Source organism: Fictibacillus sp. Mic-4 (assembly GCF_049843615.1).
GTDB lineage: Bacteria > Bacillota > Bacilli > Bacillales > Fictibacillaceae > Fictibacillus_A > Fictibacillus_A gelatini.
In genome coordinates this window covers 79,147-96,185 of record NZ_JBBHZM010000004.1, presented here as the reverse complement: position 1 = coordinate 96,185, position 17,039 = coordinate 79,147, and the positions used below count along the sequence as shown (strand labels likewise).

Genomic DNA, 17,039 nt, shown 5'->3' with positions numbered 1-17,039 from the left:
GAGAATAAGGATGGGACTACTGGATGAATTAAAAACGAACATATTAATAGGCGACGGAGCGATGGGCACCCTTCTTTATTCTTATGGAACGGATTGTTGCTTTGAAGAATTAAATCTATCTGAGCCGGATCAAATTGTAAATATTCATCGTGCCTATATTGAAGCTGGAGCGAATATCATTCAGACGAACACGTATGCCGCTAATTATTTTAAGCTCGAACGTTACGGGCTTGAGGATCAAGTAAAAGATATTAATAGTGCCGCCGTTCGCTTAGCGAAAAAAGCGGCAAGAGACAACGCGTATGTGCTCGGTACGATTGGCGGAATTCGTTCGATCAAGCCAAACTCGGTCACGGTGGTAGAAATTAAACGAAGCTTTCGCGAACAATTGTATTGTCTATTAATGGAAGAAGTAGATGGAGTTATTCTAGAAACCTATTATGATATCGAAGAACTAGAAACCGTCTTGCAAATCGCGCGAAAAGAAACGGATTTGCCGATCATTGCCCAGATTGCGCTTCAGGAAGTCGGCATCTTGCAAGATCGCACCCCTATACAAGAAGCATTATCAACACTAGAAGATCTTGGAGCAAATATTGTTGGGCTAAACTGCCGGTTAGGACCTTATCATATGCTGCAAACATTAGAAGAAGTATCGATTCCAAAACATGCTTATTTATCCGCTTATCCGAATGCAAGCCTCCCATCCTACAATGATGGCAAATTTCAGTACGAAGGGGACGCCGACTATTTTAATGAATGCGCAACGAAATTCCGCAACCAGGGAGTTCGTTTGCTTGGAGGATGTTGCGGCACGACACCTGAACATATCCGTGCCTTTTCAAACGTATTGAAAGGTGCTCGGCCGGTCACGGAAAAAACCGTTAAACAGAAGAAACAAAGAATCGTAGTGAGGGAAACGCCTGGCCAGAATATCACTCCACTTCACGATATTGTAAAAGAAAGACAATCGATTATCGTAGAATTAGACCCGCCAAGAAAACTAGATACGGCCCGTTTTTTCGAAGGGGCTAGAGCATTAAAGGAAGCTGGGATTGATGCAATTACAATGGCTGATAATTCGCTTGCTTCCCCAAGAATCAGCAATAGCGCACTTGGTTCATTAGTAAAAACGGATATCGGTCTTCGTCCCCTTATTCACATTACGTGCCGGGATCATAATTTAATTGGATTGCAGTCTCACCTGATGGGACTTCATACACTCGGTTTGACCGATATTTTAGCCGTAACGGGCGACCCGACGAAGGTTGGCGATTTGCCGGGAGCGTCTTCCGTATATGATGTCACTTCATTTGAACTCATTCAAATGATCAAACAGTTCAATCAAGGGATCTCTCTCTCCGGAAAAGACCTCGGGCAAAAGGCTTCTTTTTCGGTCGCAGGAGCGTTTAATCCGAATGTTCGTTCGTTGGAAAAAGCGGTCAAGCGGCTTGAAAAGAAAATCGAGTGCGGTGCCGATTATTTCATTAGCCAGCCGGTTTTCTCTGAAGAGCGACTCCTGGAAGTCCATGATGCGGTCAAACATTTAGATAAACCTGTTTACATTGGCATTATGCCGCTTACTAGCAGTCAAAATGCCGATTTCTTACATCATGAAGTACCGGGAATTAAACTGTCGGATAGCGTCCGTGAGCGCATGTCGCGTTATAAGGATAATCCAGCCAAAGCGAGCCAGGAAGGACTCGCAATCGCAAAATCGCTATTAGATGCGGCAATGGAACTTTTCAACGGCATCTATTTGATTACACCGTTTCTACGTTACGAATTAACGGTTGAACTCACAGACTATGCTAAGAGCAGAAGCTTTGCCCTAACAGCCAGGAGGTAAGAAAAATGTCTAAACCATCAGTAACAGAACAACTTAGAAAAAAAATACTCATTATGGACGGTGCGATGGGCACGATGCTTCAAGAAGCACAATTGACCGCAGATGATTTCGGCGGCGAGGAGTTCGAAGGCTGCAACGAATATTTAAATATTACTAAGCCTTCCGTTATCGAATCTATTCACATTAAATATTTACAAGCAGGTGCCGACATTATTGAAACAAATACGTTTGGCGGAACGAGCATTGTGCTTGATGAATACCATCTCGGTTCCAAAGCCTATGAAATTAATAAAATAGCGGCGGAAATTGCGAAAGAAGCGGCAGATCAAATTTCAACGAGGTCATGGCCGAGATTTGTCGCCGGTTCAATGGGACCAACGACGAAAACATTAAGCGTAACCGGTGGAACGACATTTGAAGCACTTGCTGGCGTATATGAAGAGCAAGCAAGAGGTCTTATTGACGGTGGCGTCGATCTTTTATTGCTTGAAACGAGCCAGGATATGCTCAATGTGAAAGCCGGCTTTATTGGCATACAAAACGCGTTCCGAAAAACAGGGAAAGAACTGCCACTCATCGTTTCCGGAACCATTGAACCGATGGGTACGACACTGGCCGGTCAATCGATAGAAGCCTTCTACATTTCCCTTGAGCATATGAATCCGATCGCTGTCGGATTAAACTGTGCAACAGGACCAGAATTTATGCAAGACCATATTCGGTCATTATCGGAACTCGCGACGACGGCGGTTAGCTGTTATCCAAATGCCGGTCTGCCTGATGAAGAAGGGCAATATCATGAAACGCCTGAATCGTTGGCGCTGAAACTTTCCGGCTTTGCAGAAAAAGGCTGGCTGAATATCGTTGGCGGATGCTGCGGAACGACTCCTGCCCACATTCAAGCGATTTCGGAAGCGATGAAAAAATATCAACCGAGATGCATTCAAGAAAAACAAGTCCACACGGTTTCGGGTATCGAACCCTTCATTTACGATGATCCGACTTTACGCCCCATCATGGTGGGAGAACGGACTAATGTGATCGGTTCACGTAAGTTCAAACGGTTGATAGCCGAAGGAAAATTCGAAGAAGCCGCTGAAGTCGCACGCGCTCAAGTGAAAAACGGCGCCCATGTCATCGATATTTGTTTGGCTGATCCGGATCGCGATGAGCTTAAGGACATGGAAAACTTCATTAAAGAAGCGGTCAAAAAAGTAAAAGTCCCGCTCGTCATCGATTCAACTGATGATCATGTCATCGAAAAAGCGTTGCAATATTCACAGGGAAAAGCGATCATCAACTCGATTAACCTGGAAGACGGTGAAGAACGATTCCAAAAGGTTGTTCCCCTCCTCCACCGCTATGGCGGTGCGGTTGTCGTTGGAACAATTGATGAAGAGGGTATGGGAGTATCAGCAGACCGAAAACTTGAAATTGCGAAACGATCCTACGATCTACTTGTTAACAAATACAATGTTTCTCCTACCGACATTATTTTTGACCCGCTCGTATTCCCTGTTGGTACGGGCGATGAACAATATATCGGTTCAGCGAAAGCAACCGTTGACGGCATTCGCTTAATTAAGGAACATTTTCCGGAATGTTTGACAATACTCGGAATTAGCAACGTCTCTTTCGGTCTCCCGCCTGTTGGACGAGAAATTTTAAATGCCGTGTTTCTATATCACTGCACGCAAGCGGGGCTCGATTATGCGATTGTCAATACAGAAAAATTAGAACGATTTGCGTCAATATCGCATGAAGAAGTAAAAATGGCAGAAACATTGCTTTTCGAAACAACGGAAGAAGCGTTAGCCGAATTTACGGCATTTTATCGGGGGAAAAAGAAAGAAGCGAAATCCACACTTCCTGATATGACGTTACAGGAACGGCTTGCTTACTACGTCGTTGAAGGAACAAAAGAAGGTCTGATCCCAGACCTCGAGCTGGCGCTAGATGAGTATAGTGCGCCTCTTGATATTATAAACGGGCCGCTAATGGACGGGATGGCGGAAGTCGGCCGCTTGTTTAATGACAATCAATTAATCGTGGCAGAAGTGCTCCAGAGCGCGGAAGTGATGAAAACGGCCGTAGCCTTTCTGGAACCATATATGGAAAAGAACGCTTCATCTTCTTCAAAAGGAAAAGTATTGCTCGCAACGGTTAAAGGAGACGTGCATGACATTGGTAAAAACCTGGTCGATATTATTTTAAGCAATAACGGCTACAACGTAATTGACCTTGGCATTAAAGTAACACCAGCCGAATTAATCGAAGCAGTCAAAAGGGAGAAGCCGAATATTGTCGGGCTCTCCGGACTTCTGGTGAAATCGGCCCAACAAATGGTTCTTACCGCCCAGGATATGCGGGAAGCCGGCATTTCTATTCCTATTTTAGTTGGAGGGGCCGCTCTCTCGCGCAAATTCACCGACACGAAAATTGCGAAAGAGTATGATGGGGTTGTACTGTACGCAAAAGATGCGATGAATGGATTGTCGCTGGCTAATCAGCTTCAATCGACTGAAGAATATGAACGTCTGCTGACAGAAACTGTGGAAAAGAAAGCGAAACTCGAGCCCGTAGCAAATGAAGAGTCTTCCGCTGTAGCTACTGCTGTTAAAGTTCGTTCTTCTGTATCAGCGGAGGCGCCTGTTTATATCCCGAAAGATACAAAGCGGCATTTGTTGAAAAGCTATTCGGTTTCTCATATTGAGCCGTATATTAATATGCAAATGCTCCTTGGCCATCATTTAGGTGTCAAAGGGAAAATTTCAAGATTGCTAGAAGAAAAAGATGAACGAACCTTAAAAGTAAAAGAAGTTGTCGACCAATTAATATACGAGGCGAAAGTAAATGATTGGATCAAACCTGCCGCTCTATATCAATTTTTCCCTGCCCAGTCAGATGGTGAAAAAATCTATATTTACGATCCAGAAGATCAAACGACCATTATTGAACAGTTTGAATTTCCAAGACAACCTGCAGCACCATATCTCTGCCTTGCGGATTACTTGAAATCGGTTGACAGTGGAATTATGGATTATGTCGGCTTTTTCTCAGTAACGGCTGGACGTGGCATACGTGAACGCGCCATGAAATTAAAAGATGAAGGCCGGTATTTGGAAAGCCATGCTCTTCAGGCACTGGCACTCGAAACAGCGGAAGGATTTGCGGAGCTTATCCATCAACAAATGCGCGACCGCTGGGGCTTCCCTGATCCTGTTGACTTCACGATGCGGGAACGTTTCTCAGCCCGTTACCAGGGGCAACGCTTCTCTTTTGGTTATCCGGCATGCCCTGAGCTGGAAGATCAAAAGAAATTGTTTAACCTCATACGTCCTGAGGACATTGGCATTGAATTAACAGACGGATGCATGATGGAGCCGGAAGCCTCTGTAACAGCAATTGTATTTGCCCATCCTGAAGCCCGGTATTTTAATGTTTTAAATGGATAAAAAAATGAGCCGAAACTTTCGGCTCATCTTTTTTTGTTATTTTTCCTTACAGGAGAATTACTTCTATTTTCTTTTATCAAGCTGCCCTTATATAAATAGGCTTTTTGCACGGTGATTTCAAGCTGTTTTGCCCATTTTAGAAGAATCCTCTCTTCTTTTTCCGTTACAAGTGAAATGACCGTTCCCTTCGCTCCCATTCTTCCCGTCCGGCCGGAACGATGGACAAACTGCTTATTTGACTCGGGTAAATCAAAGTGAATGACATGCGTAATTCCCTGAACGTCCAATCCTCTTGCCGCGATATCCGTTGATAGCAATATCGCGTGCTTACTTGCCCGGAATTCCCGAAGCACTTTCTCCCGTTCTTGTTTTGATGAACGGCCTGCCAGAATACCCAACGATATTCCTCTATACTCAAGCTTTGCTGCAAACTCATCCAATCGCATATTTTCGCTAATAAAGACGAGGGCCTTCATTTCATTATGATGCCTTATCAGTCTGCGGAGATTTTCAATCTTATCCCGTCTTTCACTGACCATGTACAAATGTTCAACATTCGTCTCGCCCGTTTTTTTGTTTTCGACTCGAACGAAAATCGGTTCTTTCATCCACTCGTTCGCGAGCTCTTTTGTTTTACTTGAAATGGTAGCGGAGACAAAAACAAGCTGCCGGTCTTTCGTTGTTGCCTTAATAATGGACTGAACACTGTCCATTAACCCCATATCGATCATAATATCCGCTTCATCAATTACAATTGTTTTCACTTCATGCATTTTTAATTTTTTCGCATTGATGAGCTCCAAAACTCTTCCTGGCGTCCCCACAATATAGTGCGGCTTTTTCTTTAATTTTTCTATTTGCCGCGAAATCGCCGCCCCTCCGATTAGTGCAGCGCCCGTGATCCCGCTGCCTTCGGAAAAGTTTTGCAACACGGCATGTATTTGCATGGCAAGCTCCCTTGTCGGCGCAAGAAGTATGGCCTGGGCATTTGCAATTGACGTATCCATTCGTTGTAAAGCAGGCAGTGCATACCCAAGCGTTTTCCCCGTTCCTGTTGCCGACTCAATCATAGCATCTTGATGTTCTAATAAAAAAGGAATCGCTTTTTCCTGAACCGAAGTAAATTGTTTAAACCCTGCTTTTTCCCAGGCTTTTTGAATAAATGGTTGAAAATGTTTTATATCCATTACTTGACTCCTTTTATCTTCTTGAAAAATTTTCAAACGTTATTATGACACGCTCGACGAGTGATGTGATTTTCTCGCTATTTTCCTCATTTATTTTATCAAAAATTTCTAAAGTGATCTCATTATCATAGCTTCCATGCGGCATTCCGTATGTATATGCAAGTCTTTGCGTAACGTTTAATGGCATGGCCCAGATCCGTTTAATCATTTTTTCGATCACCGGACATTCACTTTCAATATTTTGTACAGATAAATAAAACTTTACCGTAAAATGACAGCCAATGCTACTTATATGTTGCTGTTCCAAAATTTCTCCTGCAAGGTCTTGTAATTCTGTATGCAAGACAACTTCCGCTTCTAATGGGCGAAAACGGTTTTTCGTATCCCGCACGCGAATCGAATACATCCTTGACATTCTTGCAAGATCAACGAGATCCCTTCGGTTTGTTATCTCCAGCTTCCCGCTCAAGTCAAGGTCATAAACAATGCCTTCTAAAATGACTTTTAAATTTTCGTAAATGGTTGGATCAAACATGTTTTCCCTACTTCCTTTTTTCAACCCGTTATCATAAAATTTCAACCTATTATACTTCATTTATTTTTAAATTACTAATACGGTACGTGAAATTTTATGATGATTCAACAAAAAAGACGGCTAATATGCCATCTTTTTTTCCAGGGATGCCCTTAAGTTATCGAGAACATAATCAATTGACTTGATCATCTCATTCAACCTTTTTTCTTTCGTATCGCTTTGAAAGGCAAGAACGGAAACAAGATTAATGTTGTCAAATGTCGTTTGAATTTGCAACGGGTATAAATATTTCGGCCTGTTGTCCATGACCCACTTTTCAGCAAGCTCAGCCCATTGTTTTGAAACATGAAGCACCCCATCGGCAAACGGTTTTACTTCCTTATAAAAATCTGCGGTATACCCTTCTTTAGTTTTGTTCACATATTGGGAAAAAGCTGTTCTGTTGAGCCTTTGCATTTCATTCGTTAATTCGAGTAATTGCCCCTCCATCGTTTCACCCCTTACAAATTTTAGCCTACCAAAAGTAAGGCTAAAATGCACGGAGTAAATGGATTAAAATGTGAACAAGCTGACTAGCCAATTCCGTTTCGGTTTCGCCGCCAGTTCCATTTCTCGTTCAGGAAGCTTCAGTAATTGGACTTCAAGATCCTCGATTTTTTCTTCAATTTTTACAAGTCGTTTCATCATTTCGTCCATTTCTGAGGCGTGCTGAAGAACCTGGTAAGATAACACATCGTCCGCTTTTTGCTCAATTTTCTTTTCCAGCCGATCCAATTGGTCAAGCAGATGATTAAACCGCTGGTCAAACGGTTTTTCCTCCTCTTTGTATCTCGCCTCCTGCGCCGTTCTAAGTTGAATATCATTCATTAGCAATCCGGCGTCCAGTTGTTCTTTAATTTGTTTTAATTGATGAACGTCGTGTTCAGTAAACAAATAATGGCCATGTTCATTTTTTTGACAGTCGATTTTGAAATGCTTGACCCAACGCTGTACTGTTGTCGGATTGACTCCCAATTGTTCCGAAACTGTTTTTGTTTTCATTACCATTTCCATCATTCGTTCCCCTCCCGTATTTCTTGTACTACACTTATTCTTTCTTTCCTTTCCTCTCCCTTCCCGCCTGACAAAACTAGTACTTATTCGGCAAAGAAAGTGGAATTCGTTTCAAACTCTTTCTTTTCGACAACAGCTTACGATCTTTGAATAAAACCACTTGTACATCTCACACTATCATAAGGAGGTGAACGAATAATGAATCCGAAAAATAAACAACAAAATCAGCCAAAAGAACAAAAGCAAGGAGCAAGAGAAGAGAGAAAAGACGGGTACGGCGACAAAAAATTAGAAGGTCCTAATTTCCCTGCAACTTAAAAATGATTGGCCGGCAAGACCAGCCGGCCCTTTACATAAATAATTCCTCAAGCAAAATCCCAACTTGCATTTGCTTTTGCTTTTTTTCATACCAATCCGTAAGTAAGACCTGTTCAGGAAGGGAGATCGGTTTGTAAAATTGCCCTAATTTCTTTTTTTTAAGGCTCCAATCCGGCAGCTTGCCACGTCCATGTTTGATGATGGGATAGGCCATTCTTAAAAAAGGGGTATCCTTCCTCTTCCATGGATAAATGTATTTTTCATAATCGAAACGAGAACCTGTATGATCGGTATGTGAAGCGAAATCCAAAAAATCATCCTTCCATTTCGATTGAAAAAGAAGCCAGCCAAGCCTTCTGCCAAGCAAAATCCTGTTTTCGACACTTCGAAACCCGTTTACCGATAACCCGTAAATCTCTCCATTTCTTGTCGGGAACAAAACGGTGCTGAAATGAAACCACTCTTGCATTTTAAATGGCAAAGACCGAAATACTTTCCGTTTTAAAAAAGGATGTTCAATAACCGGTTTTTGAATGACATGTTGTTCATTAATGATTAATGACGTCCAGAGCCGTTCCTCGTCTTTTACCATCCAAAAGACTTCCCACTCCCGCTTCATGAAACGTGACACATTTAAATATGGAAGCAAATGAAATAAAGGTTTTCCCGTACTTTTACTCTGCTCATAAAGCAAAAGCTGTGGATAAGCATCAGAAAAGATCAGCCAATTTGCGCGTTCATATGTATAAAAAAGCCAACTGCGTGTCTTCTCAGAAAGGACTCTTCCAACCCACTCTCCTTTTAAATCGCACATATTGTAACCGGCGTTCCGGGAAACCATGGCGGCTAAGAAGGACCATTTTATTTCTCGATGCCGCTTGTAAAATTTCTCATAAAATACGGTACGTGAAATATTATCCACGTTTCCTTTTTCCGTTTCTTCCATGATCCATTGAAGCAAACATCGTTCTTCATTCGTCAACTCTTTCATATAGTAAACACTCCTTCATACCTCTTGTCCTTATAAAAATTATTTGTCACTTCACAAAAAAAGATGTAAACTTATTGAGGATAGTAATTACATTTTTTAAGGAGGCATTGCGGATGAAAAAAGTGATTATTTATACCCAGGAAACGTGTCCTCCCTGTTTTGCTGAAAAAGAATGGTTAAAAGCGAATCATATTCCTTATGAAGAACGTGACATCCGTAAAAATCCTGCCTATTTAAACGAGGTAATCGAACTTGGCGCCAGCTCTACTCCTGTAACCGTAATATTTGACGGGCGCTCTAAGGATGTTGTAATGGGATTTAACCAGGAATCGCTAAAAAAACACTTAAATATCTAATCGGCTATGCCCAATCCGCATAGCCTTTCTTTATTCTTAAGTAAGGAAGTGATTGCTATGGCGACGATCAATTATCCGAACGGAAAAAAACGGAGCGGCCTTCTACAGCCGTCAAAAAGTGATTCCCGTACGATTGAATATGGAAACCGTGGAATGACGCTCGAGGAAGATATTAACAAGAGCAATGAATATTATTTACTTCATAATAAGGCGGTCATCCACAAAAAGCCGACACCGGTGCAAATCGTATCCGTTGAATATCCGAGAAGATCCGCCGCCGTCATAAAAGAAGCTTATTTTAAACTCGCTTCAACAACGGACTACAATGGAATTTACAGAGGAAAATATATCGATTTTGAAGCAAAGGAAACAAAAAATAAACAATCGTTTCCGCTCCGTAATTTTCACGATCATCAAATTCAGCATATGATAGCGGTCGCTGAACACGGCGGAATCAGCTTTGTTTTGCTACGCTTTTCCCTGACAGACGAACTCTATATTCTTGATTCATCACATCTGGTCTCATTTTGGGAAGATCAGCAAAATGGCAGAAAATCCATCCCAAAACCATATATAGAAAAGCATGGTTATTCCCTACAGATCGGCTATAACCCGAGAATTGACTATTTGCAAATTATTGATAAAATGTACTTCGATGGGGAATAACTCAAATAAGCATTTCCAATTAAAGGGGTGTACTCAAAAAGAATGGTTGTATTTCGAATAATCATGTTGTAATAGAGAGGTTGAAAGGTTGGTATACAATGTCGAACCAATACAATAGCAGGCAAGAACGGCGCAAGGCAAATCATGCCGGTAAGCCACAAAAAAAGAAACGAAAGAAATTGGGCTTTCTTAAAATTATCGTATTGACGGTTATTACTTTGTTTGTAATCGGAGTTGCAACAGTCGGAGTCATTATTGCAAAAGCTCCTGACCTGGATCCAAAAAAATTGGAAACTCCGCAGTCTTCCCAACTGTTGGATAAAAATAATAAGCAAGTTTCCATGTTTTTCAGTGAGCAAAAACGGATAAAAACATCGATCAACGATGTCCCTGAAATCGTTCAAAATGCGTTCATCGCAACAGAAGATATCCGGTTCAGGAAACATCACGGAATTGACGTCCGAAGAATTTTCGGCGCGGCTTTGGCCAATGTGAAGGAAGGCTTCGGTTCTGAAGGAGCAAGTACGATTACCCAGCAAGTGATTAAACGGTCGTATTTAACCCCTCAGAAAACATTTACTCGCAAAATCCAGGAAGCTTATTTAGCGATTAAATTAGAACAGAAATATTCCAAAGACCAAATTTTAGAAATGTATTTAAACAAAGTATGGTTTGGTAACAATTCATCAGGTCTCGCTACTGCTGCCAAAACGTATTTTAATAAGGATGTGAAAGATTTAAATTTATCGGAAGGTGCCATTCTCGCCGCTCTTCCGAAAGCGCCGAGCTACTATGACCCTTTTAAACACCCTGAAGCGGCAGAGCAACGGCGAAATGTCGTTTTAAACCAGATGGCCAAATACCACTTCATTTCGAAAGAACAAGCGGAAAAAGCAAAAGCGATTCCGATCAAAAAAGAACTGCATCGCGGAAAAACGACCAATTCGATGCAGTATGCAGCTTACCAGGCACAAGTGCTTCAAGATTTAAAAAAGGTTGTCGGCGATGACGTTGATCCGTTTACATCCGGGCTTAAAATTTACACGAATTTAGATACGAAAGCTCAAGAAATAACGGAAAAAGTACTCGAATCAAATGACCCTAACATTTGGACAGCGAATTCAAAAAATATTGAAGCAGGTGTTGCGATCATTGATCCGAAGACTGGTGCGATAAGAGCGATTGGAAGCGGACGGGAAGAAAATCAATTAAGCGCCCACTATGCTTCCGGCATCGAGCGCCAGCCCGGTTCAACGATTAAACCGATCCTTGACTATGGACCTGCGATTGACAACTTCCAATGGAGTACGGGGCATATTTTAAGCGATACGCCATTAACCGTAAATGGCCATGAATTCCGTAATGCCAATCGAAGCTATAGCGGGGATGTTTCGATGCGTTATGCTCTGGAATGGTCAAAAAACTTGCCAGCGATCCGGGCATACCAGGAAGTTGGACCTGAAAAAGCAAAAGACTTTGCAAGCAAATTAGGCATTAAATTAGATGAGATTTCACCTGCTTACGCCATTGGCGGCTTTAAAACAGGACTTTCTCCATTACAAATGGCCGGTGCCTATTCGGCATTTGCCAATAGCGGCGTCTATAATGAGCCGACAACGATTCGTAAAGTGGTTTTTCCTGATGGAAATGTCGTAACACCGGATAATAAACCGGTTGCGGCCATGCATGATTATACAGCTTATATGATTACCGACATGTTGAAAGACGTTGTTCAAAAAGGAACAGGAACGCTTGCAAATGTCCCTGGCATTCATCTTGCCGGAAAAACCGGAACAACGAACTTCAGCGATGATTTTTTGCAAAAATACGGGCTTGGTGATGGCAGCTATGCTAACAAAGATTCGTGGATGGTTGGCTATTCCCCTTCCTATTCGACGGCCGTATGGGCAGGATATGATAATGATGTCAATAAAGGGCAGGCACAATTTTTAGACTCGCGTTCTGGACAGGATGGCATCCCGAAACGAATTTTCAGAGAAATAATGAGCCAGCTTGATCATTCGAGCGAAGACTTTAAGAAACCGAATTCGGTTGTTGAAGTTCCGCTTGAAAAAGGAACGGAAAAACGTGCAAGCGAATATACGCCTGAAGACAAAAAAACGTATGAATTATTCGTTCGCGGTCATGAACCGACAGAAGTTTCTACTAAATACGAAAAACCAGCCGGAATTGAAGGTCTAACGGCGACTTATAATAAAGACAAGAAACAAATTGAAGTAAAATGGAACTATAATGGAAAAGCTTCCTATAAATTGAGTGGAGGTATTGACGGTGCACCATTAACGGATCAAGGTACGATCAAAGACAAGCAATTCATCGTAAAAAATCCAACACCGGGCGCCAAATATACATTCCAGGTAGTAGCCGTTGATGAAAAAACCGGAAAAGAAAGCGAACCGGCACAAACATCAATAACCATACCGAAAGATGAGGACACACAGCCTGACGACAATAAAAATAATAATAATAATGGCGATAAGCAGCCTGGCCAGGGTGATCAAAACGGTCAAAATCCTCCTGATCAAGGCGGTGATAATGGCCAAACCCCACCAGATCAAGGCGACCAGGGCGGTGATCACGGGGGCGATAACGGTGATCAAGGAGGAGATCAGGGCGGCGGCAATGACCAAAATCCTGATCAGCCACCAGGAAATGGCGATCAAAATGGAGGCGATAACGGTGGAGCATCACAACCTCCAGCAAAAGGTGATCACAGTGGCGACAAAACTAAGCCTGGTAAAGGAAATGGAGTCGATCAATTACTTCCTTAGAATAAACCCGAAGCGTTTGCTTCGGGTTTTTCTGCTTATATTAATTTCTACATCACATTTGTTTCAACATTTACTTCAATTTCCTCTTTTTTATTCGGATTGAATTCGTTTTCACTTTTTGCAATGACTATTGTTGCAATGCCATTTCCAATCATATTAATGATGGCACGTGCTTCCGACATAAACCTGTCCACTCCGAGAAGAAGCGCGAGACCTTCCATCGGGATGATCTTCATCGCACTTAAAGTTGAGGCGAGAACGATAAATCCCCCTCCAGTAACTGTTGCGGCTCCTTTTGAAGTAAGCATTAAAATGAATAGAATCGTTATTTCTTGCGTAAGGCTGAGGTCAACTCCGCTTACCTGGGCTAGAAAGACGACGGCCATTGTTAAATAGATGGAAGTTCCGTCTAAATTAAACGAATAGCCGGTCGGGAGAACTAGCCCTACTACTGACTTTGAACACCCGTACTTCTCCATTTTGTCCATCATACGAGGCAGGACAGATTCGGATGATGAAGTTCCAAGAACGATCAGCAACTCTTCTTTAATAAATTTTAAATAATTCCAGAGGCTGAACCCATATAATTTACAAATTACATTTAACACGATAAAAACAAACAAGATCATCGTTATATAAACGGATATCATCAATTTTCCAAGCGGCAACATCGAAGATAAACCATAATTTCCGATGGTAAATGCAATCGCTCCGAAAGCCCCAACTGGCGCTACACGCATAATGATGCTGACGATCTTAAAAAACACTTTTGATATCCGATCAAACAGGTCTATAACTGGTTTTCCGAAGCTGCCAAGGGAAGCTAAAGCAAATCCGAATAAAATGGCAATAAACACGACTTGAAGAATTTCTCCCTTTGCAAAAGCATCTACCATGTTAGATGGAACGATATGGGTGACGAAATCGACGAAATTCATTTTTTCGCCTTCACTTGCAAATTGTGCGACCTGCTCTTTTCCTTTCGAAGTATCTAAATGGACACCTTCTCCAGGATTCATCAAATTTGCGATAATAAGTCCGATGGCAAGGGCAAAAGTAGTTACAATTTCAAAATAAAGAAGCGCTTTTCCTCCTACTCTTCCTACTTTTTTCATATCGCCCATTTTTCCGATCCCAAGAACGATCGTAAAAAAGATGATCGGCGCAATGATCATTTTTACCATGTTAATAAAGAGATCGCCGAGAGGCTTCATTGCTTTAGCTGCATCGGGCGCCAATAAGCCTAAAATGATTCCGACCGCAATCGCCGTCAAAACTTGAAACGTTAGATTTTTACATAGTTTTTTCAATTTGTTCTGCCTCCCTTACTGAATAAGAAATCGCTTTCAAATTCATTCCCCTTTCTGTTTTATTTATTACGTTAACTTATTTCGAATATTCCGTTAATTTTTTGTAAGTAAAAAAAGAGTTTTGTAACTAAAGTAAGCAAAAGGCGCCTTATTCAGGCACCTTTATATATCGTTCGAGCCTTTCCATATTCACTTCAATTAAACGATAGGTGGTGACTGGCCGCCCAATCGTTCCATAAGATACTTCAATCGCAACAAGTTCAATTTCTGTTAAAAATTTTAAATATTTACGGACCGATACCCGCGAAATTCCCACTTCATTGGCCAATTGTTCGGCAGAAAATCCCTTTGAGTTCATTTTCAAAATGTTGTTCACGACGAGGTGAAGCGTTTCTTTCGTCAAGCCTTTTGGCAGATTAAAAGAAATGGGTTCTTTATTTTTTTGGTAGATAAGCAGATTATCCAATTCTTCTTGACTTAATTGCTCCCGCTTGTTCATTGCTTCATATTCCTTTTGATAGATCGTCAAAGCCGATTCTAAGCGTCGAAATTCAAATGGTTTAATTAAATAGTCAACCGCTCCAAGCCTCAATGCTTTTTTGACATTTTCAATATCGTTGGCAGCGGTAATGACGATGACATCGATTCCTTTTCCTTCCTTACGAATTTCTCTCAAAAGGTCCAGCCCGCTTTTTCCAGGCATAAAAACGTCCAACAATACGAGATCGATTGGATTCTGTTCGATAAATGTCCACGCCTCTGTTACATTCGATACAATCCCAGCGCAGGAAAATCCGGGTATCGCGGTTAAATATTTTTTATTTACTTCTGCTACCATCGGGTCATCTTCCACAATCAATACTTGAATCACCATGAATCATCCCTGTCTATATACGGCAAATGAACTGTAAAAATTGTCTCATTTTCCCGAGAGTTGAACATGAAAGTGCCACCTAATTTCTCAACGCTACTTTGAACTAAATACAAACCGAAGCCGCGGTCACTTCCCTTTGTTGAAAATCCTTTTTTAAAAATGTTTTCCTTTATCGTTTCATGTATCCCTTCTCCATAATCTTTGACTGAGAAAGATAATGTATCCCCATCAAAAGCAATGTCAACATTCACTTCTTTATTGGGCTGACCCTCTGCTGCCTCGATGGCATTGTCAATTAAATTTCCGAGAATCGTGATTAGTTCATTAATGATGTTTTCGTTTTTGATTTCCGGCAAAACGTTCTTTCCGGAAATTAGAAGTGTGATCGCCTGCTCGCGAGCGTAACTTATTTTGCTTAGCAAAAACCCTGCCAAAACAGGATCCTTCACAATGCGCGAAACAGCACCTATTTCCATTTGATAATGATTTGTAATTGAATGAATGTATGCTGATAATTTCTCATATTCTCCAATATGGACCATCCCCAACATGACATGCAATTTGTTCATAAATTCGTGGGTATTGACCCTTAAAGCCTCTACATATGCTTTCACGCCCGTTAATTGTTCCGCCAATTTCTTTAATTCCGTTTTATCTCTGAATGTGGCAATGCCTCCGACTACCTGGCCTTCTACTTTGATCGGCATCCGATTCACAACAAGTGATATTCCATTCAACTCATATTCTTTATCAAACTCCGAACTGCCGCTTTCTAAAAGTGCGCCGAAACGGGTTTCAGGCAAGTATTCTTCCACATTTTTATGAAGTGGGTTTTCATTGAACCCCGCTAGCTTAAACATTCGAATAGCTGCAGCATTTGCCAAAATGATTTTTCCTTCTTTATTTACTGCTAAAATACCTTCTTTAACGGATTCTAACATGGCATTTCGTTCCTGCAAAAATTTTGCAATCTCATATGGCTCCAGCCCAAACAGCACTTTTTTGATTTTTCTGGCTAACAAGAGTGCCCCGAAAATTCCAACTAAAATGCCGGTTCCTATTCCGATATCAATCATTTTCGTACTTTTTGCAATGCTTTCTTTTACATGAGTTAACATAATTCCAACCGCAACTACTCCGATTTCTTTACCCTTGGCATTATAAATAGGTTCAAAAGCCCTCATTGACTTTCCTAAGCTTCCTCTTGCCGTGGACGTGTATTCTTTACCGCGAAAGGCTCTTTCCTCATCATTGCCGACAAAATGCTTTCCAATTTTGCTTTTGTCCGGATGTGATTTTCTAATATGATCCTTGTCCATTACGACAATATAGCGAACATGCGTCAGTCGTCGGACTTCCTCGGCATATTGCTGAATCACTGATTCGTTCCGTTTCTCTTCAAGCGCCTCGATCACTAACGGAGAATGTGCGACTACCCGTGCAATATCCATCGCTTTTTCGGAAATGCTTTTTTCCGTCTTATTTGCTATATCTATTGCAGTTAATATGCCTGTTACCGTTAATGCTAAGACGACAACGGTACAGACAAAAAGCGCAATAGTCGTATTAAGGCTTATAATCGTTTTCTTTACTTTCATCAGTCCCCCCTAATTTGGCCACGATGGGAGCAGTAAAAACAGGTTTGTCCATTTA

At 41.6% G+C, this 17,039-nt stretch carries 13 protein-coding genes; 5 read left to right on the top strand and 8 right to left on the bottom strand.

Annotated features, from left to right (window positions below):
- Positions 1 to 10 precede the first annotated feature (10 nt).
- Both WD019_RS05260 and metH read left to right on the top strand, forming a co-directional pair.
- Entirely contained in the window at positions 11 to 1,849 is a 1,839-nt protein-coding gene (locus WD019_RS05260; RefSeq protein WP_425710845.1) for a bifunctional homocysteine S-methyltransferase/methylenetetrahydrofolate reductase, read from the top strand.
- A 5-nt stretch (positions 1,850 to 1,854) separates the two neighbouring features.
- Entirely contained in the window at positions 1,855 to 5,304 is a 3,450-nt protein-coding gene (metH, locus tag WD019_RS05255; protein ID WP_425710844.1) for a methionine synthase, read from the top strand.
- A gap of 23 nt (positions 5,305 to 5,327) precedes the next feature.
- Here the strand turns inward: metH and WD019_RS05250 are convergent, their stop codons facing one another.
- The 5 genes from WD019_RS05250 to WD019_RS05230 form a co-directional block, all read right to left on the bottom strand.
- Positions 5,328 to 6,491 carry a DEAD/DEAH box helicase gene (locus tag WD019_RS05250; protein ID WP_026676994.1) on the bottom strand — a complete coding sequence of 388 codons (1,164 nt, stop codon included), beginning with the start codon at positions 6,489 to 6,491 and terminating at the stop codon, positions 5,328 to 5,330.
- A gap of 13 nt (positions 6,492 to 6,504) precedes the next feature.
- Positions 6,505 to 7,026, bottom strand: coding sequence for a hypothetical protein (locus WD019_RS05245; RefSeq protein ID WP_026676993.1), 522 nt, complete (start codon positions 7,024 to 7,026; stop codon positions 6,505 to 6,507).
- Positions 7,027 to 7,146: 120 nt separating this feature from the next.
- Positions 7,147 to 7,515 carry a YppE family protein gene (locus tag WD019_RS05240; protein ID WP_026676992.1) on the bottom strand — a complete coding sequence of 123 codons (369 nt, stop codon included), beginning with the start codon at positions 7,513 to 7,515 and terminating at the stop codon, positions 7,147 to 7,149.
- Positions 7,516 to 7,578: 63 nt separating this feature from the next.
- Positions 7,579 to 8,082: a chromosome-anchoring protein RacA gene (gene racA, locus WD019_RS05235; RefSeq protein ID WP_051291353.1), complete on the bottom strand. Its 504-nt coding sequence runs from the start codon at positions 8,080 to 8,082 to the stop codon at positions 7,579 to 7,581.
- A gap of 346 nt (positions 8,083 to 8,428) precedes the next feature.
- Positions 8,429 to 9,388 (bottom strand): DUF2515 family protein, encoded by a 960-nt coding sequence (locus WD019_RS05230; protein WP_425710843.1) that lies wholly within the window; start codon positions 9,386 to 9,388, stop codon positions 8,429 to 8,431.
- A 113-nt stretch (positions 9,389 to 9,501) separates the two neighbouring features.
- On the opposite strand from WD019_RS05230, the gene WD019_RS05225 reads away from it, so the two are divergent.
- The 3 genes from WD019_RS05225 to WD019_RS05215 all read left to right on the top strand — a co-directional run bounded on the left by WD019_RS05225 (position 9,502) and on the right by WD019_RS05215 (position 13,202).
- The gene (locus tag WD019_RS05225) at positions 9,502 to 9,744 is read left to right on the top strand and encodes a glutaredoxin family protein (RefSeq protein WP_026676989.1); all 243 of its coding nucleotides are present in this window, start codon (positions 9,502 to 9,504) and stop codon (positions 9,742 to 9,744) included.
- Between the two features lie 57 nt (positions 9,745 to 9,801).
- A complete protein-coding gene (recU, locus tag WD019_RS05220) occupies positions 9,802 to 10,410 on the top strand; it encodes a Holliday junction resolvase RecU (protein WP_026676988.1) in 609 nt (202 codons plus the stop codon).
- Between the two features lie 98 nt (positions 10,411 to 10,508).
- Positions 10,509 to 13,202, top strand: coding sequence for a PBP1A family penicillin-binding protein (locus tag WD019_RS05215; protein ID WP_425710842.1), 2,694 nt, complete (start codon positions 10,509 to 10,511; stop codon positions 13,200 to 13,202).
- Between the two features lie 47 nt (positions 13,203 to 13,249).
- Here WD019_RS05215 and WD019_RS05210 read toward each other — a convergent pair whose 3' ends face one another.
- From WD019_RS05210 to dcuS, 3 genes are all read right to left on the bottom strand, one after another.
- Positions 13,250 to 14,512 carry a dicarboxylate/amino acid:cation symporter gene (locus WD019_RS05210; protein ID WP_026676987.1) on the bottom strand — a complete coding sequence of 421 codons (1,263 nt, stop codon included), beginning with the start codon at positions 14,510 to 14,512 and terminating at the stop codon, positions 13,250 to 13,252.
- Positions 14,513 to 14,660: 148 nt separating this feature from the next.
- Positions 14,661 to 15,386 carry a response regulator gene (locus WD019_RS05205; RefSeq protein ID WP_425710841.1) on the bottom strand — a complete coding sequence of 242 codons (726 nt, stop codon included), beginning with the start codon at positions 15,384 to 15,386 and terminating at the stop codon, positions 14,661 to 14,663.
- Positions 15,380 to 16,984: a DcuS/MalK family sensor histidine kinase gene (gene dcuS, locus WD019_RS05200; protein WP_425710840.1), complete on the bottom strand. Its 1,605-nt coding sequence runs from the start codon at positions 16,982 to 16,984 to the stop codon at positions 15,380 to 15,382. Before dcuS ends, WD019_RS05205 begins: the two co-directional genes overlap by 7 nt.
- Positions 16,985 to 17,039: the final 55 nt, after the last annotated feature.

Bases quoted from the DNA above. Each gene is read 5' to 3' on its own strand.
- WD019_RS05260 (WP_425710845.1), top strand. From the start codon at position 11: ATGGGACTACTGGATGAATTAAAAACGAACATATTAATAGGCGACGGA.
- metH (WP_425710844.1), top strand. From the start codon at position 1,855: ATGTCTAAACCATCAGTAACAGAACAACTTAGAAAAAAAATACTCATT.
- WD019_RS05250 (WP_026676994.1), bottom strand. From the start codon at position 6,491: ATGGATATAAAACATTTTCAACCATTTATTCAAAAAGCCTGGGAAAAA.
- WD019_RS05245 (WP_026676993.1), bottom strand. From the start codon at position 7,026: ATGTTTGATCCAACCATTTACGAAAATTTAAAAGTCATTTTAGAAGGC.
- WD019_RS05240 (WP_026676992.1), bottom strand. From the start codon at position 7,515: ATGGAGGGGCAATTACTCGAATTAACGAATGAAATGCAAAGGCTCAAC.
- racA (WP_051291353.1), bottom strand. From the start codon at position 8,082: ATGATGGAAATGGTAATGAAAACAAAAACAGTTTCGGAACAATTGGGA.
- WD019_RS05230 (WP_425710843.1), bottom strand. From the start codon at position 9,388: ATGAAAGAGTTGACGAATGAAGAACGATGTTTGCTTCAATGGATCATG.
- WD019_RS05225 (WP_026676989.1), top strand. From the start codon at position 9,502: ATGAAAAAAGTGATTATTTATACCCAGGAAACGTGTCCTCCCTGTTTT.
- recU (WP_026676988.1), top strand. From the start codon at position 9,802: ATGGCGACGATCAATTATCCGAACGGAAAAAAACGGAGCGGCCTTCTA.
- WD019_RS05215 (WP_425710842.1), top strand. From the start codon at position 10,509: ATGTCGAACCAATACAATAGCAGGCAAGAACGGCGCAAGGCAAATCAT.
- WD019_RS05205 (WP_425710841.1), bottom strand. From the start codon at position 15,386: ATGGTGATTCAAGTATTGATTGTGGAAGATGACCCGATGGTAGCAGAA.
- dcuS (WP_425710840.1), bottom strand. From the start codon at position 16,984: ATGAAAGTAAAGAAAACGATTATAAGCCTTAATACGACTATTGCGCTT.